This window comes from Methylosinus sp. sav-2, assembly GCF_004366495.1.
GTDB lineage: Bacteria > Pseudomonadota > Alphaproteobacteria > Rhizobiales > Beijerinckiaceae > Methylosinus.
Map to the genome: position 1 here is coordinate 820,060 of NZ_SOEJ01000001.1, position 25,773 is coordinate 845,832.

Below are 25,773 nucleotides of genomic sequence, written 5' to 3' on the forward strand. Positions count from 1 at the left end.
GGACGGCGTCTCGGCCGCGTCGCCATCGACAAGCGCGCCGTGGAGGCGCGCGGCGCGCGGCACAAGGTCGATACGAGCATCGGCGCTGTGACGATATGAGCACGCGCAAAGGTCGACGCGCCGAAGCGCTTCCAATTGACATCCGCCGCCCCGCGACGCTCGGCCGTATCAATAATCGCTTAATCGTTCCGGTGAAGCGGCGAATGCACGCCGATCGGATGGTCGACCGCCCGAGCGGCGGCGATGAGGCGCAGCCCGGCGCGCCCGAGCATCTCCCATTCGACCCTCTGGTCCTCGGTATCGGGACCAGGAAACGCATGGCTTCGACGATCTGGCCAAAAATAGCTCACCGCCCGGGAGCGGTGATCGGTGCCGATCCTGAACTCGGCGATAATCGGCATGATACGCGACAACATTCGGAGCGCCACCGCGTAGGAGGCGGTCCGCAATGCGAATTGGACATGTTTTTTAGGGGCGCCGGGATTCGCGAAAGGGTCAAACCGGATCTGGAACCAATAGCGACCGTCGCGCCGCGTCAAAAAGCTCGCCCGCGCCATGCGCATTCCACCGCTGTTCGGCGTCGCCATGAACGTGGTCCTTCGACGCGGAAGGGTCACGTAGAGCCGACTACCGGCTGCCGGTTAAACCATTGTGCAGATTGGATTATTCCAGCGTTACGGCGAGTGGTAGCGGAGGAGGGATTCGAACCCCCGACACAAGGATTATGATTCCTCTGCTCTAGCCGACTGAGCTACTCCGCCCCGCGTCCTCTCGGACGAGCGTCGGCGGATATAGTCGACCCTCCTCAAAAGTGTCAAGCCGTCGTCCGGGGAATTGTCGCTCGCGGAGACCGCCTCGGCTTAGGAGGCGCGTGGCTTTTAGTCCAGCCGCGTCGGGCTCGCCGCGATCGATTCTGTCGCGCAATACTTGCCGTGATAGGATGGGGCATGATCGGATTGCTTCCCGCGCGGGCCGCTCGCGCGCTCATCCAGCTCTATCGGCTCAGCCTCTCGGCCTTTATCGGGCGCGAGTGCCGCTATTTGCCGAGCTGTTCCGAATATGCGGATGAGGCGATCCGTCGCCACGGCCTGTGGGCCGGCGGCTGGATGGGCTTTGCGCGTCTGTGCCGCTGCCGGCCGGGCGGCGGCGATGGCTATGATCCGGTTCCGCTGTCGGCGCCGGCGGCGGCGCATTCGCTCGCGCCCTGGCGCTATGGGGCGTGGCGGCGCCCGCTCGTCTGCGAGGCCGTCGAGAGCGGAGATCGCGCGCGGGAAGATCAGGACCGCGCCATCAGCTCCACGGCGAGGCCGTAGATGCGCAGGCGGATCGGCTCGGGTAGAGCGCGCAGCGCTTCGAGATAGGTCTGGCCGAGGGCGCAAGTCTTCTTGTCGTCGAAGGGCGGGTCGGGAGTCTTGCCGTCCAGCAGCGAGTCGATCTCCGGCTTGCGCAGGCCGCGCGAGGCCAGCGCCTTTTCCAAGGCGCGAAAATCCTCCTCGCTGGGCGCCGAGCGCTCCAGCTGCTTGGCTTGGCCGCTGGCGATGGCCTCGAGGCCGACCACCGCCATCTCCGCGACCAGCGCGCGCCGCCGCGCCGCGAAGCTGTGGAAATCCTGATCGACGCCGCCATAGAGAAAGGCCGCGCAGAGCTTCTTGTTCTCGGCGGAGATGGCGCGCAGCACATCGAGCTGCAGATCGAAGACGCGGGCGAGGACCAGCGGCTCCGCCCTGGCGGCGAGCACGCCGCGCGACTGACGCAGCCGGCGCACGGATTCGGCGAGATAGAAATCGACGCTCGCCGTGTCCGCGCCGACGCTCCGCTCCTGCGCGAAAGTCTCTATGGCGGCGGCGTAATCGGTCGGAAAGGCCTGGCGCATGCGCTGAAAAAACGATCTGTATTCCTCTGTGGCGGCGATCGCCTGCTCTATGCGCTCGCGGGCGGCGAGGCGGGGGGCGCGGGCGGAAGGGCGCGGGTCGGCCGGCTCGGGCGCGGGCTCCGACGCGGCTTCGGCGAGCGGCGCCTCTCGGGTCTCGGCGATATGAGTCGGCTCAGCGATATGGGCCGGCTCGGCGATTTTGCGGCCGGGGCCTAGCGCCATCATCACCAGTCCGAGGCCGAGACAGAGCGCGACGATCGCGCCCGTCGCCAGAGCGAGCAGCCTTTCCAAGAACATGGTCGGTCTTTCGATATGCCCGCTCGGGGAATGGAGCTTCGAACGCAAATACCAATGGAAAGGCTTTTCTAGCTCAATCCCGGCGGCCGACAAAGGGCGGGCCGGCTCGGTCGGCCTCATGGATGCGCGCGAGCGTCTCTTAGCGCCGCGCGGGCGAGACGCAGCGCGCGCGCCTGCTCGGCGCGATGCGCCACGAGAAGCGCGATATGGCGCGAGAGATCATAGGTCCAATGGCCGGCGCGGGCGCGTTCGGCCCGCAGCGCGCGCTCCAGCTCCTTCAGCACCACGGCGGCGGCCTGCGGCGTTTCGGCGGCGATGACGCTGCGCGACAGGCGATGAAACGAGCGCAGAAATTCCTCGCGGCGATAGGCGTCGGCTTTTGCGCGCAGCGCGCTCTGCAGGCTTTCCCGCGCGGCGGCGCGCAGGCGATCGGGTGATGGCGGATTTCGCATGAGGGTCCTCCCGCGCCGAAGCATGGGCGAGGGGCGGGGGATGGGGATAAGTTTTTTATCCGTTGTATAGGATTAAATTCATGATAGCGTCAGAGAGGTCGCCGGCTCAGCGCCGCGACGCCCGCACAGGCGAGACAGAATGCCGCCCCGACGACACGCTCATTTTCCTTCATCCGCGCTCTGCCTCGCCGCCGTTTCCGCGGCCTGCGGCGTCGCGCCGGACGCTCTGCTCAGCGCGAGCCGTGGGCGCGCCAATGTCGCCGATGCGCGCCATCTCGCGGTCTATCTCGATCATGTCGCTTTCGGCGCGAGCCTCTCGGCCTGCGGGCGCGCTTTCGCGCGTGATCGCGCCAGCGTTCGCCACGCCTGCGCGCGCATAGAGGATCGCCGGGACGAAGAGGATTTCGATCGCGCCGTGGCCGCGCTGGAACAAGCGCTGCGCGCGCAGCGGCGCCTCATCGAGACGATCGCTTTTTCCTTCACCTCGCATCCGACCGGAGACGATTCATGAGCACCACTCAGCGGCATAGTGACGAGACCGAGGCGCGCGCGCTGCGCCGTCTGCTGGAGGCGATGAGCGAGCCTGGCGCGCAGGCGATGGCCGATCCGCTCGGCGCCCGGTCGATCATCGTCGCCGCGCCGCGCAAGGGCGTCACGGTCGCGCGGGCGCGTCTCGCCCAAAGCATCGCCGATATAGCGGCTGCGCGCGGTTTGGCGCGCTGGGACGGCGCCGGCGAGGCGCGCCGTCTGCATCTGACAGATGAGGGGCGCGCTCATCTGAGACGCCTCGCGGCGCCGGCCGAGGCGAACCCCTTTTTCGCGCAGCACAGCGCGCTCGCGCCGCGCGTGGTGGAGAAAGGCGCGCGCCCGACGCTGGTCAATGAGGGCGAGAGCCCGCTGGCCTGGCTCGCGCGCCGCAAGGATCGCGACGGTCGTCCCTTTCTCGCGCCGGAGCAGATCGAGGCCGGCGAGCGCTTCCGTCGCGATGTGACGCAGGCCGCCATTCTCCAGCGCGTCACCGCCGATTGGGAGGCGGCGATCGGCTCCGCGCGCGGCGGCGGCGCGGGCGCCGATATCGCCAATGTGGCGATCGATGCGCGCCGGCGACTCTCTCACGCCTTCGATGCGGTGGGGCCGGAGCTCTGCGGATTGCTCACCGATGTCTGCGGCTATTTGAAAGGCCTCGAGCTCATCGAGAGCGAGCGAGGCTGGCCGCAGCGTTCCGCCAAAGTGGTGCTGAAAATCGCGCTCGAGCGGCTCGCTCTGCACTATGGATTGGCCAGTGCGGCGCAGGGGCCGGAGCGCGCGCGCCATTTGCTGCATTGGGGCGTTGAGGATTATCGTCCTACCCTCTGATGCGCCGAGCCCCGGCGGCGCAGTTGACAGAGCGGAGCTTTGGGCGCAAGAATCTCGCCATATTGCACTGCAATATGGCGCGTCGCATCAGCGACGCTCGTCATCTCTATCGGGGAGTCGCCATGATGAAATTCGTCATGTCTCATCGTTCCCCGGGCCGCGCCTAGAGAGTTCAGGCAATGAGCCCGGTTCGAAATACCGGGCTGCTCTCTCGCGCATGTCGCTCCGCCGATCCTGTCGGCGCTGACGACTTTCTCACGAAAGACATTCCGGAAACAGCCGCGACGCAGCCTCGTCTCGCGTCGCCTCGCGCCCATTCACGAAAAAGGGATCGGGACATCTCGCGTCCCGCAGGATTCATGTCCGCCTATTTGACCACGCTGCGCTTCGCGCTCCGCTATTGGCTTCTCTCGCCGCGCCTGCTCGCGGCGATGCTCGTCGCTCGCCTCATCTCCAATGTCGTCGATGTCTTCGTGCCCGTCGCCTCCGGCCATCTCGCCGATGTCGTCGCCGGCGAGAGCCGCGAGCTCGCTCCGGCGCTTTCGGCGCTCGCCGTGTTTCTCGGCACGGTGCTGCTGTTTCATTGCCTGCGCAATTTCGTCGCCTTCTCCGTCTGCCATGTCGCGGCTCACGCCATGGCGGCGCTGGTGCGCGACGCTTTTGCGCGCGTGCAGCGCTTCTCTGCCGATTGGCACGCCAACGCCTTCGCCGGCGCGACGGTGCGCAAGATCACGCGCGGCGTCTGGGCCTTCGATTCGCTCAGCGACACGCTGATCTTCGGCATGCTGCCGGCGGCGACGGTGATCGTGGCGATCACCTGTCTCCTGTCCTGGCGCTGGCCGCTGCTCGGCCTCGTCGTGGCGATCGGCATATCGCTGTTTCTGGCGATTGGCGTCGGCCTATCGCTCGGCTGGATCAGCCCTGCGGCGCAAGTGTCGCAGGCGCTCGATTCCGCTGTGAGCGCGCGGCTCGCCGATTCGATCACCGGCAATCAGATCGTCAAAGGCTTCGCCGCCGAGACGCGCGAGGATGCGAGCTTCACGGCGCTGGTCGCCGAATGGCGCAAGCGCACGCTGATCTCCTGGTATCGCGGCACGACGGTCGGGCTGCTGCAGGCCGTGGTGATGATCGCCATGCAGGCGACCTTGCTCGGCTGCGGGCTGATGCTGTGGTCGCAGGGCGGCATGACGACGGGCGATGTGGTGAGCCTCATCGGCATACAGGGGCTCATCAACGGCTATTTGCGCGACATTGGCGAGCACGTCCGCAATCTGCAGCGCGCCGTCAATGAGATGGAGGATGTCGTCGCGTTCGACGCGCAGGAGCCCGATGTGGTCGACGCGCAGGGCGCGACGCCGCTGGTGGTGAAGCGCGGCGAGATCGTCTTCGACAATGTGACCTTCGGCTATCCGAATGCGCGCAGGAATCTCTATGAGAATTTCTCGCTGACGATCCGTCCGGGCCAGCGCGTCGGCCTCGTCGGCGCCTCGGGCGCCGGCAAGACGACCTTCGTCAAGCTGCTGCAGCGCCAGTTCGATCTCGATGCGGGCCGCATTCTCATCGACGGACAGGACATAGCCTTCGCGACTCAAGCCTCGCTGCGGGAGGCGATCGGCATCGTCGCGCAGGAGCCGATCCTGTTCCATCGGCCGCTCGGCGAGAATATCGCCTATGGCAGACCCGATGCGGCGCAATATGAGGTCGCGGAAGCTGCGCGTCTCGCCCATGCGGATATTTTCATCGAGCGTCTGCCCGACGCTTATGAGACTCTGGTGGGCGAGCGCGGCGTGAAGCTCTCGGGCGGCGAGCGCCAGCGTGTGGCGATCGCGCGCGCCATTCTCGCGGCGACGCCCATATTGGTGCTGGACGAGGCGACCTCCTCGCTCGATTCCGTGTCCGAATTCCATATTCGCGCGGCGATCGAGCAATTGTCGGCGGGACGCACGACGATCGTCGTCGCGCATCGCCTATCGACGGTGCAGCGGCTCGACCGCATATTGGTGTTCGACCATGGCCGCATCGTCGAGGACGGCTCGCATGAGGAGCTGCTGCGCCTTTCGGGCGGCGTCTATCGGCGCCTGTTCGACACGCAGGTCGGCGCCGGCGACTCGCTGGAAGAGGCGATCGAGCGGGCGGGGTGAGAGCCCCGCCCCTTCGGCGATACGAATTTTCCTCGATCGAAAATGAATTGCCGTCACCAGAGCAGAGAAGCGACTCGAATGGCCGAGGAATCGAAAATCGACGCGGCGCGGATCGCCCATTATGCGGCGAAGCTCGAATATGAGATCGACTCCTGGGACCTTCGCGCATGTGAGGAGGAGGTCGTCATCATCGACGCGCGCTCGCCCGAGGCCTATGAAAAAGAGCACATTCCCGGCGGCATCGGCTTTCCGCATCGGACGATGACCGCGGAGACGACGATGCATCTTCGTCGCGATATCCTCTATGTGACCTATTGCGACGGCGTCGGCTGCAACGCATCCACCAAAGGCGCTTTGAATCTCGCCCGACTGGGGTTTCGCGTCAAAGAGCTGATCGGCGGTCTCGACTGGTGGAAGCGCGACGGCTACGCCACCGAAGGCGCGCAATCATGCGCCGGCGGCGTTACGGGCTGCGCCTGTTGACAACAGCTGCGTCTCGGGGCGCTTGTGCGAGCTCGGCGCGCGAAAGCTCGATCGTCCAGTCGAGGCCGGAGTCGACGCCATAGCTCTTGGCGAAATCGCCGAGATTGAGCGCGACGGCCATGTCGAAGAGGCTGTTGACGTAAACGAGCGGGCGTCCCTGCGGAACGTCGCCGAATGTGCGCTCATAGGGCGCGTCGAGATCGGCGACGAGCCGATCGCCATGGCGAATGCGCAGACGCACCGTCTCACCCAGCGAGATTTTCAATTCGTCGAACAGGGTTTTCGGAATGTTCGACCATACATTGCCGAAATGCGCGTCGAGCACGGGAATGATTCCGCTGACCGCATCGCCTTTGCGTTCCGCCGCGCGATAGGGAATCGTGACCAGCGCTTCCGGCGGCAGCTTGCGCCCGATCTGCTCGAAGCTCTGCGCGCCCGCCGCCAGACGCGCGCCGGCATAGGCGAAAATATCGCGGCCGTGAAATGTGTGGGATTGCTCGGAGCCGGGCCTGCGGTTCACGCTCTCGTCGATCTCGCGCACTTCCTTCACGCCCTCGCGCTCGGCGACCAATGTCAGCAGCCCATTGTTGGGCGCGAGGAAAAAGCGGCCGCTCAGCGTCTCGAGCGCAATGGCCAGCCGTCCCGTTCCGACGCCGGGATCGACGACGGCGACGAACACGGAGCCTTTCGGCCAATAGGGCTCCGCCTGATAGAGACGATAGGCGCCGGCGAATACGCTTCCAGGATCCTCATGGCTGAGATCGGCGACCAGAAGATCCTGCGAGATGGAATAGGCGACGCCTTTCATCGCGGCGACGGCGCCGTCCGCCGTTCCGAAATCCGTGAACAGCACCAGCGGCGCACGCGCCGCGGCGACGCCGCAAGAGAGGCAGAAGAGAAGAGCGACAGCGAGCGCGCGAATCGACGAATGAAGCATGGGCGTTCCATTTTCAGAGGCCGGGCCGCCAGCGGCGCTGAATTTCTGGGCGCGTCGAAGCGGGAAATGCGAACCCTTCTTTCACGATAGACGCGATATCGCGCATTGCGCTATGCAAATAATATAAAATACTTACGCACGCCGTCCTTGGGGCCTGTATAGCACCCCTGTAAAGCTGCTCCAGCTCTCGGCGGCCAGCGCCTTCCATGATTTGTGCACGGGATTCTTGGGGTAGGCGCGGGGTCGAGGGCCGGTGGCGTCGCGGCCCCGAGCGGAGCTTCGGATTCTTCCCGGGTCATCTTGGGCCTCCGAACTCCGTCGGAAGGCGAGTAGGCGCGCTGTCGAGAGACGGGCGCCGCCGAAGTCGCGCGCCGGGATTGACTGGCGGCGACTGATGTGTCACACAGTATGACATGACAGCACAAGCTATGACTCCCGTTCGCGACGCCTATAAGGCGATGACGCGAGAGCGCATTCTCGACGCGGCGATCGAGCTGATGGCGAAGACTGGCGCGGAGCCGGTGACCATCGCCGCCGTCGCCGCAGGCGCCGGGGTGACCCACCGCACCGTCTACCGCCACTTCAAGACGCGCGATGATCTGATCGAGGCGGTGTGGCCGCGGCTGCAGCAGCGGGTGTTGTCGAAGGGCTTTCCGCGAACCGCGGACGATCTGGTCGCGACGCCCGGCCGCTTGTTTCCACGCTTCGACGAAAACGCGCAGCTGGTGCGCGCTTCCGCCTTTTCCGAGGCGGGCCTCGAGGTCCGCCTGCGCTCCAACGCGGAGCGGCAGGAAGCGATGCTCGCCTGCGTCGCCGACGCTCTTCCCGGGATGGAGCCGCAGGCGATGCGCCGCCGCGCCGCCGTGGCGCAGCTGATCGACAGCGCCTATGCCTGGGCGGCGCTCAGGGATTTTTGGGGGCTCGACGGCGTCGAGGCCGGACGCGCGGCCGGCGAGGCGCTGGCCGTGCTGCTCGGTCGACGCGGTCCGTCCGACGATGCGCCGTTTCCAATCGAAGAAGAGAGGAGTGAGACATGAAGCTCGTTCACGCCAGCATTCCGGCCGATGATCCCAAGACCGCCGCCGAGGTCCTCGCCGACATCATGGGCGGCGAGGCTCTGCCCTTTCCGCCCGCCGGCGCCGACGCCTTCATGGCGTGGTCGAAAGACGGCGCGATCGAGCTCGAGATCGTGCCGCGCGGCCGCACGCTCCACTTTGACGACGAGCAGGGAAACTGGCGTCCGTCCTCTGTCTCGAGCCGGCTTTCCGAGGTGCATTTGGCGATTGCGGTGGCGAAATCGGCCGAGGAGGTCCTCGCCATCGCGCAGGCGGCAGGCTGGCCGGCGCGTCGTTGCGACCGCGGCAATGGGTTGTTTCAGCTCGTCGAAGTCTGGGTCGACGGCTGCTTCATGATCGAATTCATGGATCCCGGCCAGGCGCGCCGTTATGAAGAGGTCGTCACCCCAGCGAGCTGGAAGGCCTATCTCGCGCAAGCGGCGCTTCGCTAGGGATTGCGCATGTGGATCGACGCTCTTCGGCATGGCCGAGCGTCGAAATGGCGCCGCAAGAGAGGATTGAACGCAGAGATTCTCTCGTGCGCATTCAACGACTTCAAAAACTTATGGGCGCGCGCGATACAGTTGAGATATACATCAAAGATTCTTTGCGGTTTCGGCGAAAGCGAGCCGGTTTCAACCGCTTGCCGCCGCCCCCCGCCGGCAGCCTGCTCCGCGCCCTTATCACCGCTCCGATACGTGCCCGCACCCGACCTCGACGCCATCATTCTGGGCGCCATTCTATGGCGCCGCTGTAGAGAAGCGGACGGTGGCAAAGCCCCGAGTTCTGAGCAATTCTCTGTTAACGCGCATTTAAAGCCAGAGATTGGCGGAGAGGGAGGGATTTGAACCCCCGATACGGTTGCCCGTATGCCGCATTTCGAGTGCGGTGCTTTCAACCACTCAGCCACCTCTCCGGAGGCGAAAGCGGGGACTTGCCCCGCTCGCGGCGAAGCGCCCAATAGCACGCGTTCGCCTCGGCGATCAAGGCTCGAAACGCGATCCTTTCGCCCAGCCTCGCTCGAGGCGCGAAGGTTAACGATCGGCAGACGGAGCAGATTTGCCGATCGTTAACCTTAATGAGGTGTAACAGGCCGCCGGCCTCCCTTTCGCGCGCTCGCGGCTCGCGCGCCGGGGCGGCCCTCTGGAACATGCGCATGCCGAAAGCCAACGATCACAGACCGCGTCAAAAGCGGCTTCCCTTCGTCGTCGAATTCTCGCTCGCCGCGCGGCGGCGGCGGCTGGAGCTGTCGACCCCGACGCTCGTCGTGGCGGGTCTCGTTCTGCTCGGGGCGGGGCTGCTCGCCCCTTGCGCGGCCGCTTATCTCGCTTTTCGCGACGACATGCTCGCCGAGCTGGTCGATCGCCAGACGCAGATGCGTTACGTCTATGAGGATCGCCTGGCCGCGATGCGGCTGCGGCTCGATCAGGCGACGAGCCGGCAGTTCCTCGCTCAGGGCGATGTCGAGAGCAAGGTGCAGACTTTGGTCGCCCGCCAGGCCAAGCTGGAGACGCGGGCGGCGCTGGTGGCGCGGCTCGTCGAAGGCGTCGCCTCCAAGGACGTCGCGTCTCCTGCCGTGACCGCGCAAAGGCGCGCGCCTCCTGTCGCCGCGCCGGCTGTGGGACTGCCCTCCGGCGCCAGCGCCTATGCGCCCGCGCCCGAGGAGCGGCCGGAGCCTTTCGCCGGTTTCGACAAGCCGCAGCCGGAGGGTCTCGAGCTGCGGCTGCGACGCGAGGAGGACGCGCCGGCCAAGCCGGCGGCCGAGCGCAGCGGCGCCTCCGCCCAGCTTTCGCCCCCGAGCGAATCACCCCGGCTCGCGGCGGAAGCCGGCCTGCCGATGCAGTCGCGCCTCGAGCATTTGGAGGCCTCGCTCAATCAGGCCGAGCGCGAGCAGACCCAACGGCTCGGTCGGCTGGTCGAGCCGATTCGGGCGGCTACGGCGCGGCTACGGCGCGCTTTCGATGTCGCCGGCCTGCCGATCGAGCGCTTTCTTCCCAAGGGCCGCGCCTCCAAGGCGCAGGCCGAGACCTTTGCCGGCGGTCCTTTCGTGCCGGCCGAGCGCAGCGATCTCTTCGAGCGCGAGCTCGGCGCCGCCGAGACCGCCGCCACCACGCTCGAGGGGCTGCGCAGCGCGCTGCCCAGCGTGCCGCTGCGCAAGCCGCTCGCCGGCGCGCCGGAAACCACCTCCAACTTCGGCTATCGCACCGATCCTTTCTTCGGACGGGCGGCGCTGCATACGGGCGTCGATCTGCGCGATGATTACGGCTCGCCCGTGCGCGCCACGGCGGGCGGCGTCGTCGTCAACGCCGGGCCGAGCGGCGGCTATGGGCAGATGGTCGAGATCGACCATGGCTCCGGCCTCGCAACGCGCTATGCGCATCTCTCGGCCATCACCGTTTCCGTCGGCCAGGAGGTCGCTCCGGGCGAGACGGTCGGGCGGCTGGGCTCGACGGGCCGCTCCACCGGGCCGCATCTGCACTACGAGGTGCGGGTGGATGGCGAGCCGGTCGACCCCTCGCGCTTCCTGCGCGCGGCATCGACATTGGCGGAGAGCCATTGAGCCGGGCTGGCGTTATGGGGCGAGTGCGATAAAAGACGCGGGGCCGGCCTCGTCCCGCCGGCGCGGACATATCGGACCCCATGGCCCCGCCACCCCTTTTGACGCTCCAGAATGTCGGGCTGACGCTCGGCGGCAAGCCGCTTTTCGAATCGGCCGATCTTTCCGTCTCGCCCGGCGAGCGGCTGTGCCTCGTCGGCCGCAATGGCTCGGGCAAATCGACCCTGCTGCGCATCGCCGCCGGCGAGGTGGAGGCGGATTCTGGCGCGCGCTTCCTGCAGCCGGGCGCGAGCCTGCGCTATCTGCCGCAGGAGCCCGATCTCTCGAAATTCGAGACGACGCTCGATTATGTGGTCGCCGGCCTCGGCCCGACCGACGATCCCTATATCGCCAAGGCGCTGCTGCTCGAGCTCGGCCTCACCGGCGAGGAAAATCCGCGCAGCATCTCGGGCGGCGAGGGGAGGCGGGCGGCGCTCGCCCGCGCGCTCGCTCCGGAGCCGGACGTGCTGCTGCTGGACGAGCCGACCAACCATCTCGATCTGCCGGCGATTCTCTGGCTCGAGGAGCGGCTCGCCGGGCTGCGCTCGGCGATTGTCGTCATCAGCCATGATCGCCGCTTCCTGCAGGATCTGACGCGCTCCACGGTCTGGCTCGACCGCGGGCGGACGCGGTATTTGTCGCGCGGCTTCAAGGATTTCGAGGCCTGGCGCGACCGCGAGTTCGAGGAAGAGGAAAAGCAGCAGCACAAGATCGACCGCAAGATCGTCGCCGAGGAGCATTGGGTGCGCTATGGCGTGACCGGCCGGCGCAAGCGCAATCAGAAGCGGTTGTCGGACCTCCACGAGATGCGCGCGACGCGGCGCCGGCACGTCGGGCCGGTGGGCGATATCAAGCTCGATGTCGCCGAGGCGCAGGCCTCCGGCGCGCTGGTCGTCGAAGCGCGCGGAATTTCCAAGTCTTTCGGCGAGCGCGTGATCGTCGACAATTTCTCGACGCGGGTGATGCGCGGCGATCGGCTCGGAATAGTGGGCGCCAATGGCGCCGGCAAGACCACGCTGGTCAAGCTGGTGACGGGGACGCTGGCGCCCGACGGCGGCCATGTGCGGATCGGCGCTTCGGTCGAGATGGCGACGCTGGACCAGAGCCGCGCCAGTCTCGATCCGCAGACGACATTGAAGGATGCGCTGACCGGCGGCGGCTCGGATTTCGTCGAGATCAACGGCCAGCGCAAGCATATCATCGGCTATATGAGGGACTTCTTGTTCGGCCCGGAGCAGGCGCGGACGCCGATCGGCCGTCTCTCGGGCGGCGAGCGCGGGCGGCTGCTGCTCGCCCGCGCGCTGGCGCAGCCTTCCAATCTTCTGGTGCTGGACGAGCCGACCAATGATCTCGATCTCGAGACGCTCGATCTCTTGGAGGAGATGCTCGCCGATTATCCGGGCACGCTGATCGTCGTCAGCCATGATCGCGATTTTCTCGATCGCGTCGCCACTTCGGTGCTGATGTCGGAGGGCAATGGCCGCTGGCTCGAATATGCCGGCGGCTATTCCGACATGGTGACGCAGCGCGGCGAGGGCGTTCAGGCCAGAAGCGCCGCCGCGGCCCCGCGCGAGGAGAAGCCGAAAGCAGCCGGCGCGCCGAGGCCGAAATCCGCCGCCAAGCCGCGCCTCTCCTTCGCCGAGCAGCATGCGCTGACGACGCTGCCGGCGAAAATGGAGGAATTGCGCGGCAAGAGGGAGAAGCTGCAGAAGTTTCTCGACGATCCCGGCCTCTATGCGCGCGATCCCGCGAAATTCGCCGAAGCCGGCAAGCTCCTCGCGAAAGTGGAGGAAGAGCTCGCCGCCGCCGAGGAGAGCTGGCTGGAGCTGGAGATCAAGCGGGAGGAGATTGGCGGGTGAGGCGCCTCACCCTCCGCCTTTGAGGAATAGCCGGCCGCCCCGCCGTTGCTTTCGGCCGACGAAACGACTATCCGGCCTTTTCTCCCTATCGACCGACAGAGGACGCCGCCCATGCCCGCCCCTTCCGCCGATGAGCTGAAACGACAGGCGGCCGCCGTGGCCCTCGAGGCCGTCGCGCCGGGAATGCGGCTCGGGCTCGGCACGGGCTCCACAGCGGCGCATTTCGTCGATCTGCTCGGGGCAAAGGTGAAAGCGGGGCTCGATGTGCTCTGCGTTCCCACGTCCGAGCGCACGCGCGCGCAGGCCGCCGCGCTGGGCGTGCCGCTGGCGACGCTGGATGAGGCGCCGGAGCTGGACCTCACAGTCGACGGCGCCGATGAGTTCGACGCGAAAATGCGCCTCATCAAGGGCGGCGGCGGCGCGCTGCTGCGTGAAAAAATCGTCGCTGCGGCGTCGAAACGCTTCATCGTCATCACCGACGAATCGAAGCGGGTCGAGACGCTCGGCGCCTTCCCGCTGCCGGTCGAGATCGATCCTTTCGGCGCGAAGGCGACGCGGTTGCATGTCGAGCGGGTCGCGCGCGATCTCGGCCTCGCCGGGACCGTCGGCCCGCGGCTGAAGCCTGACGGCCATGTTTTCGTCACCGACGGCGGCCATTTGATCCTCGATTGCGCATTCGGCGCGATTTCCGATCCCGACGCGCTGGCGGATCGCCTCTCCGCCATTCCCGGCGTCGTCGAGCATGGATTGTTCATCGGCCTCGCCACGGCGGTGGTCGTCGCCGGCCGCGACGGCGTCTCGACGCTCGGCCGGCTGGGTCCGGCGTAACCGAGCGACGCAAAGCCGCCGAATTGGTTTCACGAGGAGATGTCCCGAGTGATTTTTCGCCTGACGATCGGTTTCGCCGCGCTCATTCTGGCGACCGCCGCCATCGCCGCCGAGCAGCGGCCGGGCGCCGCCCCTGCGGCGGCCGTCTCGCCGCCCATTGCCTCGGCTCCTACGGTCGCGGCCACGCCGGCGCAGCTGGCGCTGGCGCGAGCGGTTCTCGTCGAATCTGGCGTCGCCTCGTCTTTCCGGCTCATCATTCCGCAATATCTCGAGCAGATCGCCCTTTCGGTGACGCGCACGCGGCCCGAAATGGTGCCGGACCTCAATCTCGTGCTCGCCGCCGTGCGGCCGGAGTTCGACAAAAAGGTCGAGGAGATGGTCGACAGCGCCGCGCAGCTCTACACGCAGCGTTTCTCGCCCAAGGAGCTCGAGGACGTCGCCGCTTTCTTCAAAAGCGCCTCGGGCCGCAAATATGTCGGCATGCAGCCGGTGCTGATGAGCGACATGTTCGTCGCCATGCAGGCGTGGTCGCAGAAGATTTCCGTCGACATGATGACGCGCGTGCGCGAAGAGATGCGCAAGAAGGGCCACGAGCTCTAGCCGCCCCATGAACGGAGAAATCTGGAGCGGGCGAGCTCTGGCGGGACCCGTGCGGGCCTTTCGCCCTCGGGTCACAGATTCCGGGGTTCGAAATGGCAGAGCATGATTATGATCTCGTCGTCATCGGCGCAGGCTCGGGCGGCGTTCGCGCGGCGCGCATCGCCGCCGGCTATGGCGCGAAAGTCGCGATATGCGAGGAGTTTCGCATCGGCGGAACCTGCGTGATCCGCGGCTGCGTGCCGAAAAAGCTCTATGTGATGGCGAGCCGCTTCCACGATGATTTCGAGGACGCCGCCGGATTCGGCTGGCGCGTCGGCGAAGTGGCGTTCGACTGGAAGGCGCTGGTCGCCGCCAAGGAGGCGGAGATCACCCGCCTCTCCGGCCTCTATGCGCAAAATCTCGAGAAGGCCGGCGTCGAGGTCATTCGCGAGCGCGGCGTGATCGCCTCGCCGAATGAAGTCGCCTTCGCCGGCGGCAAGCGCGTCTCGACGCGTTATATTCTGGTCGCCACCGGCGGCGCGCCGACGCTGCGGCCGGACATTCCGGGCCTTGAGCTGGCTATCTCATCCAATGAGATTTTCGATCTGCCGGAACTGCCGAAGAGCCTGCTCGTCGTCGGCGGCGGCTATATCGCCGTGGAATTCGCCAGCGTTTTCGCGCGGCTCGGCTCCAAGGTCCATTTGTCGCTGCGCGCCGATCTGCCCTTGCGCGGCTTCGACGAGAATTTGCGACGTCTGCTCGACGAGGGGCTCGTCAATGCGGGCATAGAGATTCACCGCGGCGCTCTGCCCACCAAGCTCGAGAAGACGGTCGGGGGACTCGTCGCGACGCTGCAGAATGGCGCGCGTCTCGACATAGACGCCGCTCTGCTGGCGACCGGCCGCGCGCCGCTGACGCAGGGCTTGGGGCTCGAGGCGGTGGGCGTCGCGATGAAGGAGAGCGGCGCGATCATCGTCGATGATTATTCGCGCACCAATATTGCGTCCATTTACGCCGTCGGCGATGTGACGGATCGCATTAATCTGACGCCCGTCGCCATTCGCGAGGGCCATGCTTTCGCGGACACTGTGTTCGGCGGCAAGGATGTCCGCGTCAGTCACGATCTGGTGCCGACGGCCGTGTTCACCACGCCGGAGATCGGAACCGTCGGCCTCGGCGAGGCCGAGGCGCATGCGAAATACGGTCGGCTGAATGTCTTCGAGACGAGCTTTCGGCCGATGCGCGCGACGCTGTCGAAGCGCGCGGAAAAAGTCTTCATGAAGATTTTGGTCGACGCCGCCAGCGATCTCGTCGTCGGCGTGCATATACTGGGACCGGAGGCGGGTGAGATGGCGCAGCTGCTCGCCATCGCGCTGCGGCTCGGCGCGCGCAAGGCCGATTTCGACGCGACAATGGCGCTGCATCCGACGCTCGCCGAAGAGCTGGTGACGATGCGCACGCCGAGCCGCGTCGTCGAATAAAAAAGCGAGCCCGAGGGCTCGCTGCGTCGCGAGGCGATCCGAGAAGAACCCGGATCGCCTCGTCCGATCATCTCACAAACGACACGTCGAACAGCGGCGGCTCGTCTCCCTCGAAGAATATTCCGCGCTCGCCCTTGTCGCGCCCGAACTCATATTTGGCCGACATCGTGTAGGTGCGCTGCGGGAAGGGATGGAACAGGAAGTATTTGTAATTGCCGATGTTGTCGATGCCGAAGTCGAAGCTGATGTGCTTGTTCCACTTGTAGTGGATCTTCGTGTCGACGACGAAGAAGCGGTCGAAGCTCTGATAGACGCCATGAGCGATGTCGTTATTGGCGAGCGTCGTCCACATCTGGCCCTGATAGCGCGCCGCGACCGTAAAGGCCCAATGATCGTCCGGCCGATAGGTCGCCTGCATAGTCGCCCGCCAATCCGGCACATTGGGCACGCGCTTGCCGGCGACCGAGAGCGCCCAATTGTCGTAGTTCGTGCCGCCCGAAGGCGCCCATTTGCTGTCGGAAATGACGCGGGCGTTGAGATAGGTCACGCTGCCGACGAGCTCGAGCCCTCTGACGACGACATTGTCCTTGCGCGCCGCGAGCTCGACGCCGCTGTTGCGGACGCGATCGACATTGGTCGTCTGCGAGGCCGTGAAGTTCTGCCCGGTGACGAAAGTGCTCTGCGAGATGATCGCGTCGCGCACTTCCTCGTCGAACAGCGACACGCGCACCGAGCCGTCCGCGCCGATCTTGCGCTCGACCGCGAGCTCCTTGCTGAGCGCCACTTCCGGCCGCAGATTGGGGTTGGGATTGACCACCGTTCCCGTCGCGCCGGGGATGGTCGTCAGATTATAGAGCTCCTTGGCGGTCGGGAAGCGATTGGCGAGGCCGATCGAGCCGGTGACCGTCCAATCCTCGTCCGGCGTCCATTGCAGCGAGCCTTTGGGAGAGAAGCGCGTGTGATAGAGCGTCGGCTGATAGATCGGCAGCATGCTCGCCGCCGTCGCCGTCGACCCGAAGCCATTGGCGTTGATGGAGCCGAGCGACTGATTATAGCCGTCCGACGCGACCCAATGCTCCCAGCGGCCGCCGACGGTGAATTTGAACTCTTTCGAGATCCTCCACGCGTCCTGCGCCCACAGAGCCTGAGTGCGCGTCGTGCCATTGCCGATCGAGGCCGCGACGCCATAGGACGAGGCCATGCCGCTCGTCCAATTGGTTGTGAGCCAGGTGGGATTGTTCAGATGGAACTGATCCCCATGCAGGCCGAAGCTGATGTCGTGCCCGGCGAGCACGCCGTCCGGCCGCAGAATGCCCTTGAGGTCGAGCAGCGTCCAATAGGTGCCGTTGTAACGGACATCCTTGCCGGTCGAGGAATAGCCGACCGGCGCCGCCGTATAGGGCGAGCGCTGATCGGATTGCAGATAGGTGAAATGCGAGGCGGAGACTTCGAAATCGAAGGGTCCGCCCGTGTTGGATTTCACCGCCAGAGCATTGGTGAGCATCTTCTCCTGCACGCGGTAATAGCCGCTGCCGAAGCTCTGCATCGCCGAGGAGCCGATGCTGCCCGTTCCACTCGCCGCGCCGAAGGCCTGCAGCCCGCCGGAGACATAGGATTGCGGAATCGAGGTTCCGTCATTGCTCCAGAAGCCGAGCGTGTAGGTCGCGCGCAGAGTCGGCGTGAAGTCATAGGCCAATTTCAGCTTGGCGTTGACCTGATCGTTCTCGAGATTGCCGGAGGAGCCGAGAACGGTGGCCGGCCCGCCGAATTTGGTGTTGCCGAAAAAGGCGCCCGGCCAGCCATAGAGGCTGCTGGACGTCACATAAGTCAGCGGCTGCGTGGTGCCGTGAGCGTAATTGCCGGTGAGGAACCAGGAGAAATCGCCGATCTTGTCGCCGACGGTGGCGCTCGTCACCTCGGTGTGGAACAGCTTGCTCGTTCCATAGAGCGAGAAGTCCTGCAGCGAGACGGTCTGCTTGGCGGTGACTTCCAGTCTGTCGGGCATGCGCGTGGTGATCTGCAGCACGCCGCCCATCGAATTGCCCGGATATTGCGCCGAGAACGGCCCATAGAGCATGTCGACGCGCTCGATCTCCTCCGGCGCGACGAGGCCCCAGCGCGGGGCGCCGATGCTGTTGTCATTGCCGATGAGAGCGGTGAGCAGCAGATCGTCGGCATAGACGAGGCTGCGGGCGCTCGACGAGACGCCCCAGGTGCGCGTCTGCAGCACGGCCTGCGTGTCGCCACTGTTGCGTTTGCGGACGAACAGGCTCGGCAGATATTTGACCACGTCTTCCGTGTCGATGACGTTGATCGTCTCGTCGATCTGCTTGCGGGTGACGCTGGCGACAGTGTTCGGCAGAGCGAACTTCTGCACGAAGGCGGGCTTGCCGTCGGGCAGAGTCGGCGACCACACGGAGGTCGGCGCCGGCCGCCGCGATTGCGTGGGCTGTCCTTCGCCGCTGATGTCGATCGTCGGCAGCGCCTCCTGGGCGCGGGCCGGGAGAATGGCGGCGGAGCAGACGATGAAGAGCGCGCCGGCGGAAACGCCGCGCAGCAGATGGTGGCGATACATTTGTGATGTCCTTCCCTGACGCCCTCTCTTCGGAGGGCGCGCGTCGAATTGCGGCGCTTTTTGCGCCGCGGTTTTGTCGCGTCAGGAGAAGGGAGGCGGCGCGCGGGTCGGCGCATTGTCGTCATCGCGCGAGAAAGGCGCGCCGGCGAAGGCGACGAAGGCGCCGGCGGCGTGCGCGCGAGGAGGCTGCGTCGCCACCCACGCTATAGTGGTCAGAAGCGGCGGCGCGCCGGCGCCGAGCTCGCAGAAGGCGCAGGCGCCATGCCGATGGGATTGGTCGCTCTTGGGAGCCTGCTTGCCGAACTCCTCGGCCGCGTCGTTCCCCTCGACATGGGCGACGAGGCAGAGGCGGGCCGACTCGCCATGCGCGCGCATGCCGCCGAGAGGCGCTGTCAGCGCCTGGCCCAGCAGGGCGAGAAGGAAGAGGAGCTTTGCGACCGCCGCCATCGCGCGCGTTAACTCTATCGATAAACCAGCTGCGAATTAGCGCGCTTCGCCAAATAAATCCAAGACCCCGCAGATTGTCAGAAGTTAAAAAATCCGTTAAGAGACATTTATGTCACACACGGGGGGACAGCGCAGAGAAATGCGCGCGATCTGCGCGATCGCCGCTGTTTGCGCGCTCGTTTTCGCCCTCCTCGTTTCTGGCGCGCCGCATCGTCTTTCGAGCGCCGCCGTCCACGCGGGCGATCAGGCCGCTCGCGCCATGTGTCATGACGCGCTCGTCGACGCGGATGTCGGAACGCCGGACAGGCCGATCAAGAAAGGGGCGAACTGCCCCTGTTGCCTCGCCGCGCATTCTGGTCCGGCGGTTCTTCCCGGCCGTATTTTTGGCGCCTTGCGCCGTGAGACCGCGGCGCGGCCCGCCGTCTATCGAGCCTATGCCGCCGCGCAGCCGTCTTTCGCCCTATCGCAGGCGGTCAATGGCGCGCGCGCGCCGCCCGCCGATCTCGTCGCTCTCATCTGACGACAGGCCGATGCCGCGGCGAGCGCCGCAGGATCGAGGAAGTAGGGCTTCGATGGCGCCTCCTCTCCAATCGAGAGAGCGGGACATCGCCGTCGGACGAACAAAATCATAAGCAACAACAATCTGCTGATCCGCGGCGGCGTCGCGAGATCGAGGAACCCCAAGCGCGAGTGCGTCCTATGGATTACGGCTCAATTTCTCCTGTCACCATGTTCCTGAACGCCGGCCCTGTGGGCAAGGTGGTCATGGCCGTCCTGCTGCTGGCGTCGGTCTGGACCTGGGTGCTGATCGTCGAGGGCGTCGTCGCCGTCGTGCGCATCGGCAAATCGGCGCGCGCTGCGCGCTCGGGTGGGCCGGCCGGCCTGCTCGCGCCGATCGAGGTCGCGGGCGAGCACGCCGCCTCCTTCGATCTTCCCGGCGAGTCCATCGGCGAGAAGCGCGAGCGCGTCGCCGAGATCATGAGCCGCGTCGGCCGCGAGCTGATGACCAAGGCGGAAGGCGGTCTGCCCAATCTCGCCGTCATCTCCTCTGTCGCGCCCTTCGTCGGCCTGTTCGGCACGGTGTGGGGCATTATGACCAGCTTCGCTGGCATCGCCCAATCGCAGGACACCAGCCTCGCGGTGGTCGCGCCGGGCATCGCCGAGGCGCTGGCCGCCACCGCCTATGGCCTCGCGGCCGCCATCCCCGCCTCGGTCGGCTATAACCGCATCGGCGCGGCTTTCGCGCGCGCCGGCCAGCAGGTCGCCCATTATGTCGAGGATAAGGCGCTCGACGCCACCAGCGGCCACATCGTCACGGCCAGAAAGCGGGAGGCCGCGTGATGGCCGGACTTCCGACGCGCTTCAAGAATGGCGACAGCCTCTATCAGCCGCTCGCCGAGATAAATGTGACGCCGCTCGTCGACGTCATGCTGGTGCTGCTCATCATCTTCATGGTGACGGCGCCTCTGCTCGCCAAGGGCATGAAGGTCAATCTCCCGCAGTCCAAGGCGGCGCAGCCGCTCAATCCCAAGGAGCCGATCGTCGTCGCCGTCTCCAAGGACGGCAAGGTGGCGCTCGGCGCCGATGAGGTCTCCCCCGAGGCGCTCGTCGACGGCATCAAGGCGATGATGGGCTCCGACACGAGCCGCATCGTTCATGTTCGTGGCGACAAGGAGGCCAATTACGGCGAGGTGATCGCCGTGATGGACAAATTGGCGACCAATGGCATCACCCACATCGCCATACTCACCGACTCGCGGCCCAAGGGCGCGGCGACGCCGGCCGCAGCCGCGACGGCGGCTGGAGCGAAGCCCGCCGCAACGAGCCCGGTTCCTGCGGCGGCGGTTCCCGCGGCGGCGGTTCCCGCGGGAGGGGCGGCGAAATGACGGATGCGATCCTCTCCTCTTTCGAGCATGACGGGACGTCCCTGGGCGCCCCGCCGCCCGTCACGCCCGCCTGGCTGCGGCCGGCGAGCTTCGCAGGCGTCATCGTTGCCCATGCGGCGATCGGCTGGCTTCTGCTGAAACTGGCGGTGCCGAGCATCGCCAGCCTCGACTCGGTCAGCATGGAGCTCATCCCGCAGGGCGAATATTTCGAGTCGCAGGAAGTGACCGCCGCGGAGGAAGAGCCGCCGCCGCCCGAGGAGATCGAGCAGCCCGATCTCGCCATTCCGCCGCCGCAAGTGATGGCGCCCGATGCGCCGCCGCTGCCGCAGCAGAAGGAGATCGTCGAGAAAAAGAAGAAGGTCGTCGAGAAGAAGAAGGACGTCGACCGCGACAAGAAGCGCGAGGCCGTCGCCCAGCGCCGGATGGGCGCGCCGGAAGGTCAGTCGCAGAGCGATGGAATGTCGCAGAGCGCCTATAAGGCGCTGCTCGCGGCGGCGATCCGCAGCCACACGCCCGGCGCCTCCGCGCTCGGCGAGGGCACGGCGCATTGCTCCTTCCATGTGACCGCCGGCGGCGGCATCACCAGCGTCTCGGCCTCCGGCTCGTCGCCCGCTCATGCAGCTCTCGCGCGGCGCATATTGGGCTCGGTCCATGCGCCGCCGCCTCCGGGCGGAGCCTTCTTCGCAAGTCAGAGCTTCCATTTCCACTGACGCGACGAAAAGATCGAGAGACGCGAAATGAGATTGTCGTCGCTGACGATCGCCGGTCTGATTTCCGTCTCCGTCCTCGCCGCAGCAGACGCCGCCGCAAAGCCGCGCGCTCCCGTGGAGTCGGCGGCGAATGCGTCGGTTTCGGCGGCGGATCACATGTACAAATCGCTGCTGGCGCAGGCGATCCGTCGTCACACGCCGCATCGAGCGACCATCGGCCGCGGCGGTGCGTTTTGTAAATTCCTCGTCGGGAAAAGCGGCGGCATTACGATCATGGCCGCCTCGGGCTCATCGCCCGCTCACGCGACCCTGGCGCGGCGCATCATCGAATCGCTCCGCGCGCCGCCGCCGCCCAACGGGGCCTTTGTCGCCTCCCAGAGTTTTCACTTCAACTGAGCGCAAAAAAAGATCGAGGGACGTTCAATGAAAAGAATCGCGATATTGATGATCGCCGGGCTCGTCTCCGGCTCCGCTCTCGCGGTCGAGGGCGAAGCGGCGGCTCCCGCCGCGGCCGAAGCCGCCGCCGCGCCTGCTCCCGCCGCGGCTCCCGCTCCCGCAGTGGCCGAGCACAAGGCCACGGAAGCCGAGCACAAGGCCAAGCCGCAAAAGGCCGCCGACAAGGAAAAGAGCAAGGACGCGGACAAGAGCAAGGACAAGAAGCAGGCCGAGAAGGCGAAGCCCGCCCTCTCCAAGCAGGCCTATGTCAAGCTGCTCGCCGCCGAGATCAAGCGCCACACGCCGAAGGCCTCCGACGCGCAGACCGGCTCGATCCATGTCGCCTTCACGGTCGGCGCCGGCGGCCGCATCGTGTCACACAAGGTGCAGAGCGCCTCCAATCCGGCGCTCGAGCCCGTCGTCAATCAAATCCTCGCCGCGGTTCACACCGTGTCGCCGCCCGGCGGCTCCTTCTCCGCGGTGCAGGAATTCAACTTCCACTGATGCGGACCCCGCGCGGCGGCCCTGCCGCCGCCGCGCAAAACCAAATGCGGACCCATGATGAAACGCGCGACGCTCGTTCTTCTCCTCGCTCTTCCCGCCGTCGGCGCTCTGGCGACGGAGGCGGGCAAGCCCGGCGCCCTGGCGGCGCCTGCCGCCACCGCCCCGGCGACGACGGCCGCTTCCGGCCTCTCGCAGAGCAAGTTCCTCGGCCTGCTCTATAGCGAGATCGCCAAGCGCACGCCGACGGCGAGTCCCGCCGGTCCCGGTTCGGCGACGGCGAGCTTCCACATCGACGCCGCCGGCAAGGTGGATCAGGTGACGATCGCCCAGTCGAGCAGCCCGAAACATGCGGAGATCGTCCGCAAGATTCTCTCCGGCCTGATCGCCCCGCCGCCGCCCGGCGGCTCCTTCGAGGGCTCGCAGAGATTCAACTTCCACTGACGCGGGGATGGCGGGCTTTCCGTCCGTCGAGAGACATTCCACTTCCGCTGAGAAAGACACCGCCATGAAACGCGCCGCGCTCGCCCTTTTCGCCTTGGTCGCCGCTTCGAGCGCTCTCGCGCAGGAGAAGGGAGCCGCAGAGGAAAAAGCCGGCCGCGGCGAGAAAATGGGCCAGATGGCCCATGCCGCGCCGCCGGCCTGCGCCGATCCGCTGCCCAAATGCGCGGTCAGCGCGACGCCCTCCTTCGGCGCCGATGGACGGCTGTGGCTGACCTACGCTGTCGCCGGCAAGGTCTATGGCGCGGTTTCCAGCGACAATGGCAAGAGCTTCGCGCCGCCCTTCGTCATCGCGGCGCCGGCGGGAACGCTGGACGACAATGGCGAGGCGCGGCCCAAGATCGTCGCTCTCGCCGATGGGACTCTGGTGGCGAGCTTCACCACGCGGCCCGAGAAGAGCTATGAGGGCACGGTCTTCGTCACGCGCTCGACCGACGAGGGCAAGAGCTTCGCGCCGCCGCAGCCGCTCGTCGACGACAAGGGCCAGCGCTTCGAGACCTTCATCGTCGGCCCCAAAGGGCGCCTCTACGCCGCTTGGCTCGACAAGCGCGACGCCGCCAAAGCGAAGGCCGCCGGCGAGAGCTTCGAGGGCAGCGGCATAGCGGTCGCCTGGTCCGACGATGGCGGCAAGAGCTTTTCCGGCAAGAGCATTCTGCTCGATCACAGCTGCGAATGCTGCCGCATCGGCGCCGCGCTCGATCGCGACGGCCAGCCCGTCTTCATGTGGCGGCATGTGTTCGAGAATAATCGCCGCGACCATATCGCCGCCAAGCTCTCCGCCGACGGCAAGACGCTCACCGGCTCGCGCGTCAGCCTCGACGATTGGGCGACCACCTGCCCGCATCAAGGGCCGGCGATGGCGATCGACGCCGCCGGGCGCTGGCACATCGCATGGTTCACGCGCGGCAAGACGCGTCAGGGCCTGTTCTATGCGCGCAGCGAGGATGGCGGAAAGAGCTTCTCCGAGCCCGAGCGCATCGGCGACGCCGAGCGCGCGCCGCAGCGTCCGCAGCTGCTCGCCAATGGCGGCAAGCTCTACCGCGCCTGGAAGGAGTTCGACGGAACGCTGACGACGATCCTCGCGCAGAGCTCGCGCGACGGCGGCAAGAGCTTCGACGCGCCGCGCGCGCTGGCGCAAACGGCGGAAGCGTCGGACCACCCGCTGCTCGTCGAGAGCAAGGGCGTCGCCTATCTCTCTTGGCTCACGCAGCAGGAGGGCTACAGGCTCGTTCCGCTGGAGCGCGGCCACGCCGCGGCGCAGGCGCCCAAGGCCACGGCCGGGCTCGCGACGAAGCGCTGAGTCCCGCCACTACGGACAAGACCGGATAGATCGCTCGGCCTTCTGCGCGCTATGTCGGCGACGCCTGCGATGCGCCGCAGGCGCAGCGAGAGCGCCGCCTTCGATGAAGCGATCGATCATCTTCGGCGCGGAGAGCGTCGCCCGCGGCCTCGGCCGGCTGGAGCCGCGACACGTCCTCGCCTATCTCGTGATCGCCTTTCTCGCCTGGCGCATCGTCTGCCATGGGCTCTCCGCCCTGCTGGCGCCGCATGATCCGCGCGCAGCGCTCGCCTTCGACGCGGCCGATCCGACAACGCTCACCCAGCTCGCTCAGCGCGAGCTGGCGCCGAACGATGATCGGCGCGCCGAGACGGCGCGGTCGATCGCTGCGCGGCTGCTGGCCGTCGATCCACTCGCGCCCGGCGCCTTGTCGCTCTATGGCAAAGCGGTGGCGCAGCTCGGCGATGCGGAGCGCGCCGAGCGAATTCTGCGCCTCGCCGCCGCGCATCTGCCGATCGATCTCGTCGCGCACGCCTGGCTCTATGACAGCGCGCTCGCCAATGGACGGCTGCTCGAGGCGCTGGACGAGCTGGACACGTTGCTGCGTGCGCGTCCGTCGCTGGCGCAACAGCTCGCGCCGTCCTTGCAGGCGATGCTGAGCTCCGGCGCGGCGGTAGAGGACCGTTTCTTTCGGCAGCTGGCGGCGGCTCCGCCCTGGCGCGCCGTCATTGTCGCCGAGCTGGCGCCCCTCATCAAAGATCCGAATGTGATGCTTCGTCTCTTCGGCCGGCTGCAGACGTCAAAAGCGCGCCCTTCCGATGCGGAGATGAGCGTGCTTCTCGCACGGCTGCTGCGCGACGGTCTCTATGACGAAGCCTATGCGGCCTGGCTCGCGCATCTGCCGCAGGAGCGGCTCGCCAAGCTCGGCCTGCTCTACAATGAGCGCTTTCAATATCCGGTCTCCAATCTCCCCTTCGATTGGACATTCGCGCCGACGAGCGGCGCGACGATCGCAGTGGCGGAGGAGGAGGGGCGCAAGACGCTGAGCGTCGAATTCTACGGCGCGCGCGTGGCTTTCTCCAATGTGGCGCATATGCTCATGCTCGCGCCCGGAAGATACGCCTTCTCCGGCGCCGCCAGAACCGACGATCTCGACAATGAGCTGGGGCTGCGCTGGCGAATCTATTGCGCGGCGAATACGTCGCAGACGCTGGCGACGACGCGGCTATTGAAGAAGACTACTCCGCTGCGCGCGTTTCGCGTCGAGTTCACCGTGCCGAGCGAAGGCTGCGATGCGCAATGGCTCAAGCTCGAGATTCCGGTGCGAATCGCCTCCGACGCCGATGTCAGCGGCAGCGCCGACTACGTGAATCTCGCAGTCGAAAGTCTCGCGAGCGCGTCTAGATCGAGCAATTCGGCAGGCGCCATCGTGCATGACCGCAAATAGACCGACGATAGCGCGAATGCTAGCGTCGAATCACGCTCCGCTCGGGCGATTTGGC

27 protein-coding genes and 2 tRNA genes are annotated in these 25,773 nt (G+C 66.5%); 21 read left to right on the forward strand and 8 right to left on the reverse strand.

Annotation, left to right across the window (positions count from 1 at the left end):
* Positions 1-179: 179 nt before the first annotated feature.
* Positions 180-587 (reverse strand): hypothetical protein, encoded by a 408-nt coding sequence (locus tag EDE12_RS03755; protein ID WP_026599644.1) that lies wholly within the window; start codon positions 585-587, stop codon positions 180-182.
* 97 nt (positions 588-684) lie between these two features.
* A tRNA-Met gene (locus EDE12_RS03760) sits at positions 685-761 on the reverse strand.
* A gap of 186 nt (positions 762-947) precedes the next feature.
* Here EDE12_RS03760 and yidD point away from each other — a divergent pair.
* Positions 948-1,313 carry a membrane protein insertion efficiency factor YidD gene (gene yidD, locus EDE12_RS03765; RefSeq protein ID WP_026599643.1) on the forward strand — a complete coding sequence of 122 codons (366 nt, stop codon included), beginning with the start codon at positions 948-950 and terminating at the stop codon, positions 1,311-1,313.
* On the opposite strand, the gene EDE12_RS03770 is transcribed toward yidD, so the two are convergent.
* Positions 1,277-2,170, reverse strand: coding sequence for a hypothetical protein (locus EDE12_RS03770; RefSeq protein ID WP_134187987.1), 894 nt, complete (start codon positions 2,168-2,170; stop codon positions 1,277-1,279). The genes yidD and EDE12_RS03770 overlap by 37 nt on opposite strands.
* Before the next feature lie 116 nt (positions 2,171-2,286).
* Positions 2,287-2,622, reverse strand: a complete 336-nt coding sequence (locus EDE12_RS03775; RefSeq protein WP_024881474.1) for a hypothetical protein — start codon at positions 2,620-2,622, stop codon at positions 2,287-2,289.
* A gap of 139 nt (positions 2,623-2,761) precedes the next feature.
* On the opposite strand from EDE12_RS03775, the gene EDE12_RS03780 reads away from it, so the two are divergent.
* From EDE12_RS03780 to EDE12_RS03795, 4 genes are all read left to right on the forward strand, one after another.
* Positions 2,762-3,133: a helix-turn-helix domain-containing protein gene (locus EDE12_RS03780; protein WP_026599642.1), complete on the forward strand. Its 372-nt coding sequence runs from the start codon at positions 2,762-2,764 to the stop codon at positions 3,131-3,133.
* Positions 3,130-3,978 carry a DUF6456 domain-containing protein gene (locus EDE12_RS03785; RefSeq protein WP_026599641.1) on the forward strand — a complete coding sequence of 283 codons (849 nt, stop codon included), beginning with the start codon at positions 3,130-3,132 and terminating at the stop codon, positions 3,976-3,978. The genes EDE12_RS03780 and EDE12_RS03785 overlap by 4 nt, the downstream gene beginning before the upstream one ends.
* Before the next feature lie 359 nt (positions 3,979-4,337).
* Entirely contained in the window at positions 4,338-6,119 is a 1,782-nt protein-coding gene (locus EDE12_RS03790; RefSeq protein WP_051592586.1) for an ABC transporter ATP-binding protein, read from the forward strand.
* Between the two features lie 78 nt (positions 6,120-6,197).
* Positions 6,198-6,602 (forward strand): rhodanese-like domain-containing protein, encoded by a 405-nt coding sequence (locus EDE12_RS03795; protein ID WP_026599639.1) that lies wholly within the window; start codon positions 6,198-6,200, stop codon positions 6,600-6,602.
* On the opposite strand, the gene EDE12_RS03800 is transcribed toward EDE12_RS03795, so the two are convergent.
* Complete coding sequence (locus tag EDE12_RS03800) at positions 6,583-7,539, reverse strand: S-adenosyl-l-methionine hydroxide adenosyltransferase family protein (RefSeq protein ID WP_051592585.1); 957 nt, start codon at positions 7,537-7,539, stop codon at positions 6,583-6,585. The two genes, EDE12_RS03795 and EDE12_RS03800, sit on opposite strands and share 20 nt — an antisense overlap.
* Before the next feature lie 428 nt (positions 7,540-7,967).
* Here EDE12_RS03800 and EDE12_RS03805 point away from each other — a divergent pair, with 428 nt between their 5' ends.
* Together EDE12_RS03805 and EDE12_RS03810 are read left to right on the forward strand one after the other, a co-directional pair.
* Complete coding sequence (locus tag EDE12_RS03805; RefSeq protein WP_245267420.1) at positions 7,968-8,576, forward strand: TetR/AcrR family transcriptional regulator; 609 nt, start codon at positions 7,968-7,970, stop codon at positions 8,574-8,576.
* Positions 8,573-9,046 (forward strand): hypothetical protein, encoded by a 474-nt coding sequence (locus tag EDE12_RS03810; protein ID WP_024881467.1) that lies wholly within the window; start codon positions 8,573-8,575, stop codon positions 9,044-9,046. The genes EDE12_RS03805 and EDE12_RS03810 overlap by 4 nt, the downstream gene beginning before the upstream one ends.
* Before the next feature lie 374 nt (positions 9,047-9,420).
* On the opposite strand, the gene EDE12_RS03815 is transcribed toward EDE12_RS03810, so the two are convergent.
* Positions 9,421-9,510 (reverse strand) — tRNA-Ser (locus EDE12_RS03815).
* A gap of 240 nt (positions 9,511-9,750) precedes the next feature.
* On the opposite strand from EDE12_RS03815, the gene EDE12_RS03820 reads away from it, so the two are divergent.
* The 5 genes from EDE12_RS03820 to gor all read left to right on the forward strand — a co-directional run bounded on the left by EDE12_RS03820 (position 9,751) and on the right by gor (position 15,937).
* A complete protein-coding gene (locus tag EDE12_RS03820; RefSeq protein WP_166671822.1) occupies positions 9,751-11,154 on the forward strand; it encodes a M23 family metallopeptidase in 1,404 nt (467 codons plus the stop codon).
* An 80-nt stretch (positions 11,155-11,234) separates the two neighbouring features.
* A complete protein-coding gene (locus tag EDE12_RS03825; RefSeq protein WP_134187988.1) occupies positions 11,235-13,049 on the forward strand; it encodes an ATP-binding cassette domain-containing protein in 1,815 nt (604 codons plus the stop codon).
* Positions 13,050-13,160: 111 nt separating this feature from the next.
* Complete coding sequence (gene rpiA, locus EDE12_RS03830) at positions 13,161-13,877, forward strand: ribose-5-phosphate isomerase RpiA (RefSeq protein ID WP_026599638.1); 717 nt, start codon at positions 13,161-13,163, stop codon at positions 13,875-13,877.
* Between the two features lie 39 nt (positions 13,878-13,916).
* Positions 13,917-14,477 (forward strand): DUF2059 domain-containing protein, encoded by a 561-nt coding sequence (locus tag EDE12_RS03835; protein ID WP_024881462.1) that lies wholly within the window; start codon positions 13,917-13,919, stop codon positions 14,475-14,477.
* A gap of 92 nt (positions 14,478-14,569) precedes the next feature.
* A complete protein-coding gene (gene gor / locus EDE12_RS03840) occupies positions 14,570-15,937 on the forward strand; it encodes a glutathione-disulfide reductase (protein ID WP_026599637.1) in 1,368 nt (455 codons plus the stop codon).
* A gap of 67 nt (positions 15,938-16,004) precedes the next feature.
* Here the strand turns inward: gor and EDE12_RS03845 are convergent, their stop codons facing one another.
* Together EDE12_RS03845 and EDE12_RS03850 are read right to left on the reverse strand one after the other, a co-directional pair.
* Entirely contained in the window at positions 16,005-18,512 is a 2,508-nt protein-coding gene (locus tag EDE12_RS03845) for a TonB-dependent receptor (protein WP_026599636.1), read from the reverse strand.
* A gap of 81 nt (positions 18,513-18,593) precedes the next feature.
* A complete protein-coding gene (locus tag EDE12_RS03850) occupies positions 18,594-18,959 on the reverse strand; it encodes a DUF2946 family protein (RefSeq protein ID WP_026599635.1) in 366 nt (121 codons plus the stop codon).
* A 139-nt stretch (positions 18,960-19,098) separates the two neighbouring features.
* On the opposite strand from EDE12_RS03850, the gene EDE12_RS03855 reads away from it, so the two are divergent.
* From EDE12_RS03855 to EDE12_RS03895, 9 genes are all read left to right on the forward strand, one after another.
* A complete protein-coding gene (locus tag EDE12_RS03855; protein ID WP_051592583.1) occupies positions 19,099-19,479 on the forward strand; it encodes a hypothetical protein in 381 nt (126 codons plus the stop codon).
* 179 nt (positions 19,480-19,658) lie between these two features.
* Complete coding sequence (locus tag EDE12_RS03860; protein WP_026599633.1) at positions 19,659-20,300, forward strand: MotA/TolQ/ExbB proton channel family protein; 642 nt, start codon at positions 19,659-19,661, stop codon at positions 20,298-20,300.
* The gene (locus tag EDE12_RS03865; protein ID WP_026599632.1) at positions 20,300-20,845 is read left to right on the forward strand and encodes a biopolymer transporter ExbD; all 546 of its coding nucleotides are present in this window, start codon (positions 20,300-20,302) and stop codon (positions 20,843-20,845) included. Before EDE12_RS03860 ends, EDE12_RS03865 begins: the two co-directional genes overlap by 1 nt.
* Complete coding sequence (locus EDE12_RS03870) at positions 20,842-21,555, forward strand: hypothetical protein (protein ID WP_026599631.1); 714 nt, start codon at positions 20,842-20,844, stop codon at positions 21,553-21,555. Before EDE12_RS03865 ends, EDE12_RS03870 begins: the two co-directional genes overlap by 4 nt.
* Before the next feature lie 27 nt (positions 21,556-21,582).
* Positions 21,583-21,951, forward strand: coding sequence for a hypothetical protein (locus EDE12_RS03875; RefSeq protein ID WP_026599630.1), 369 nt, complete (start codon positions 21,583-21,585; stop codon positions 21,949-21,951).
* 27 nt (positions 21,952-21,978) lie between these two features.
* On the forward strand, positions 21,979-22,494 hold the full coding sequence (locus EDE12_RS03880; protein ID WP_026599629.1) for a hypothetical protein: 516 nt from the start codon (positions 21,979-21,981) through the stop codon (positions 22,492-22,494).
* 54 nt (positions 22,495-22,548) lie between these two features.
* A complete protein-coding gene (locus tag EDE12_RS03885; RefSeq protein WP_134187989.1) occupies positions 22,549-22,935 on the forward strand; it encodes an energy transducer TonB in 387 nt (128 codons plus the stop codon).
* A gap of 64 nt (positions 22,936-22,999) precedes the next feature.
* Complete coding sequence (locus tag EDE12_RS03890) at positions 23,000-24,292, forward strand: sialidase family protein (protein WP_026599627.1); 1,293 nt, start codon at positions 23,000-23,002, stop codon at positions 24,290-24,292.
* 103 nt (positions 24,293-24,395) lie between these two features.
* On the forward strand, positions 24,396-25,718 hold the full coding sequence (locus EDE12_RS03895) for a hypothetical protein (protein WP_026599626.1): 1,323 nt from the start codon (positions 24,396-24,398) through the stop codon (positions 25,716-25,718).
* Positions 25,719-25,773 lie beyond the last annotated feature (55 nt).

Coding starts and splice junctions, on each gene's coding strand:
- EDE12_RS03775 (WP_024881474.1), bottom strand. CDS start 2,622: ATGCGAAATCCGCCATCACCCGATCGCCTGCGCGCCGCCGCGCGGGAA.
- EDE12_RS03770 (WP_134187987.1), bottom strand. CDS start 2,170: ATGTTCTTGGAAAGGCTGCTCGCTCTGGCGACGGGCGCGATCGTCGCG.
- rpiA (WP_026599638.1), top strand. CDS start 13,161: ATGCCCGCCCCTTCCGCCGATGAGCTGAAACGACAGGCGGCCGCCGTG.
- EDE12_RS03835 (WP_024881462.1), top strand. CDS start 13,917: ATGTCCCGAGTGATTTTTCGCCTGACGATCGGTTTCGCCGCGCTCATT.
- EDE12_RS03810 (WP_024881467.1), top strand. CDS start 8,573: ATGAAGCTCGTTCACGCCAGCATTCCGGCCGATGATCCCAAGACCGCC.
- EDE12_RS03875 (WP_026599630.1), top strand. CDS start 21,583: ATGAGATTGTCGTCGCTGACGATCGCCGGTCTGATTTCCGTCTCCGTC.
- EDE12_RS03795 (WP_026599639.1), top strand. CDS start 6,198: ATGGCCGAGGAATCGAAAATCGACGCGGCGCGGATCGCCCATTATGCG.
- EDE12_RS03890 (WP_026599627.1), top strand. CDS start 23,000: ATGAAACGCGCCGCGCTCGCCCTTTTCGCCTTGGTCGCCGCTTCGAGC.
- EDE12_RS03865 (WP_026599632.1), top strand. CDS start 20,300: ATGGCCGGACTTCCGACGCGCTTCAAGAATGGCGACAGCCTCTATCAG.
- EDE12_RS03850 (WP_026599635.1), bottom strand. CDS start 18,959: ATGGCGGCGGTCGCAAAGCTCCTCTTCCTTCTCGCCCTGCTGGGCCAG.
- EDE12_RS03755 (WP_026599644.1), bottom strand. CDS start 587: ATGGCGACGCCGAACAGCGGTGGAATGCGCATGGCGCGGGCGAGCTTT.
- EDE12_RS03790 (WP_051592586.1), top strand. CDS start 4,338: ATGTCCGCCTATTTGACCACGCTGCGCTTCGCGCTCCGCTATTGGCTT.
- EDE12_RS03860 (WP_026599633.1), top strand. CDS start 19,659: ATGGATTACGGCTCAATTTCTCCTGTCACCATGTTCCTGAACGCCGGC.
- EDE12_RS03855 (WP_051592583.1), top strand. CDS start 19,099: ATGCGCGCGATCTGCGCGATCGCCGCTGTTTGCGCGCTCGTTTTCGCC.
- EDE12_RS03895 (WP_026599626.1), top strand. CDS start 24,396: ATGAAGCGATCGATCATCTTCGGCGCGGAGAGCGTCGCCCGCGGCCTC.
- gor (WP_026599637.1), top strand. CDS start 14,570: ATGGCAGAGCATGATTATGATCTCGTCGTCATCGGCGCAGGCTCGGGC.
- EDE12_RS03820 (WP_166671822.1), top strand. CDS start 9,751: ATGCCGAAAGCCAACGATCACAGACCGCGTCAAAAGCGGCTTCCCTTC.
- EDE12_RS03880 (WP_026599629.1), top strand. CDS start 21,979: ATGAAAAGAATCGCGATATTGATGATCGCCGGGCTCGTCTCCGGCTCC.
- EDE12_RS03825 (WP_134187988.1), top strand. CDS start 11,235: ATGGCCCCGCCACCCCTTTTGACGCTCCAGAATGTCGGGCTGACGCTC.
- EDE12_RS03780 (WP_026599642.1), top strand. CDS start 2,762: ATGCCGCCCCGACGACACGCTCATTTTCCTTCATCCGCGCTCTGCCTC.
- EDE12_RS03785 (WP_026599641.1), top strand. CDS start 3,130: ATGAGCACCACTCAGCGGCATAGTGACGAGACCGAGGCGCGCGCGCTG.
- EDE12_RS03845 (WP_026599636.1), bottom strand. CDS start 18,512: ATGTATCGCCACCATCTGCTGCGCGGCGTTTCCGCCGGCGCGCTCTTC.
- yidD (WP_026599643.1), top strand. CDS start 948: ATGATCGGATTGCTTCCCGCGCGGGCCGCTCGCGCGCTCATCCAGCTC.
- EDE12_RS03870 (WP_026599631.1), top strand. CDS start 20,842: ATGACGGATGCGATCCTCTCCTCTTTCGAGCATGACGGGACGTCCCTG.
- EDE12_RS03800 (WP_051592585.1), bottom strand. CDS start 7,539: ATGCTTCATTCGTCGATTCGCGCGCTCGCTGTCGCTCTTCTCTTCTGC.
- EDE12_RS03885 (WP_134187989.1), top strand. CDS start 22,549: ATGATGAAACGCGCGACGCTCGTTCTTCTCCTCGCTCTTCCCGCCGTC.
- EDE12_RS03805 (WP_245267420.1), top strand. CDS start 7,968: ATGACTCCCGTTCGCGACGCCTATAAGGCGATGACGCGAGAGCGCATT.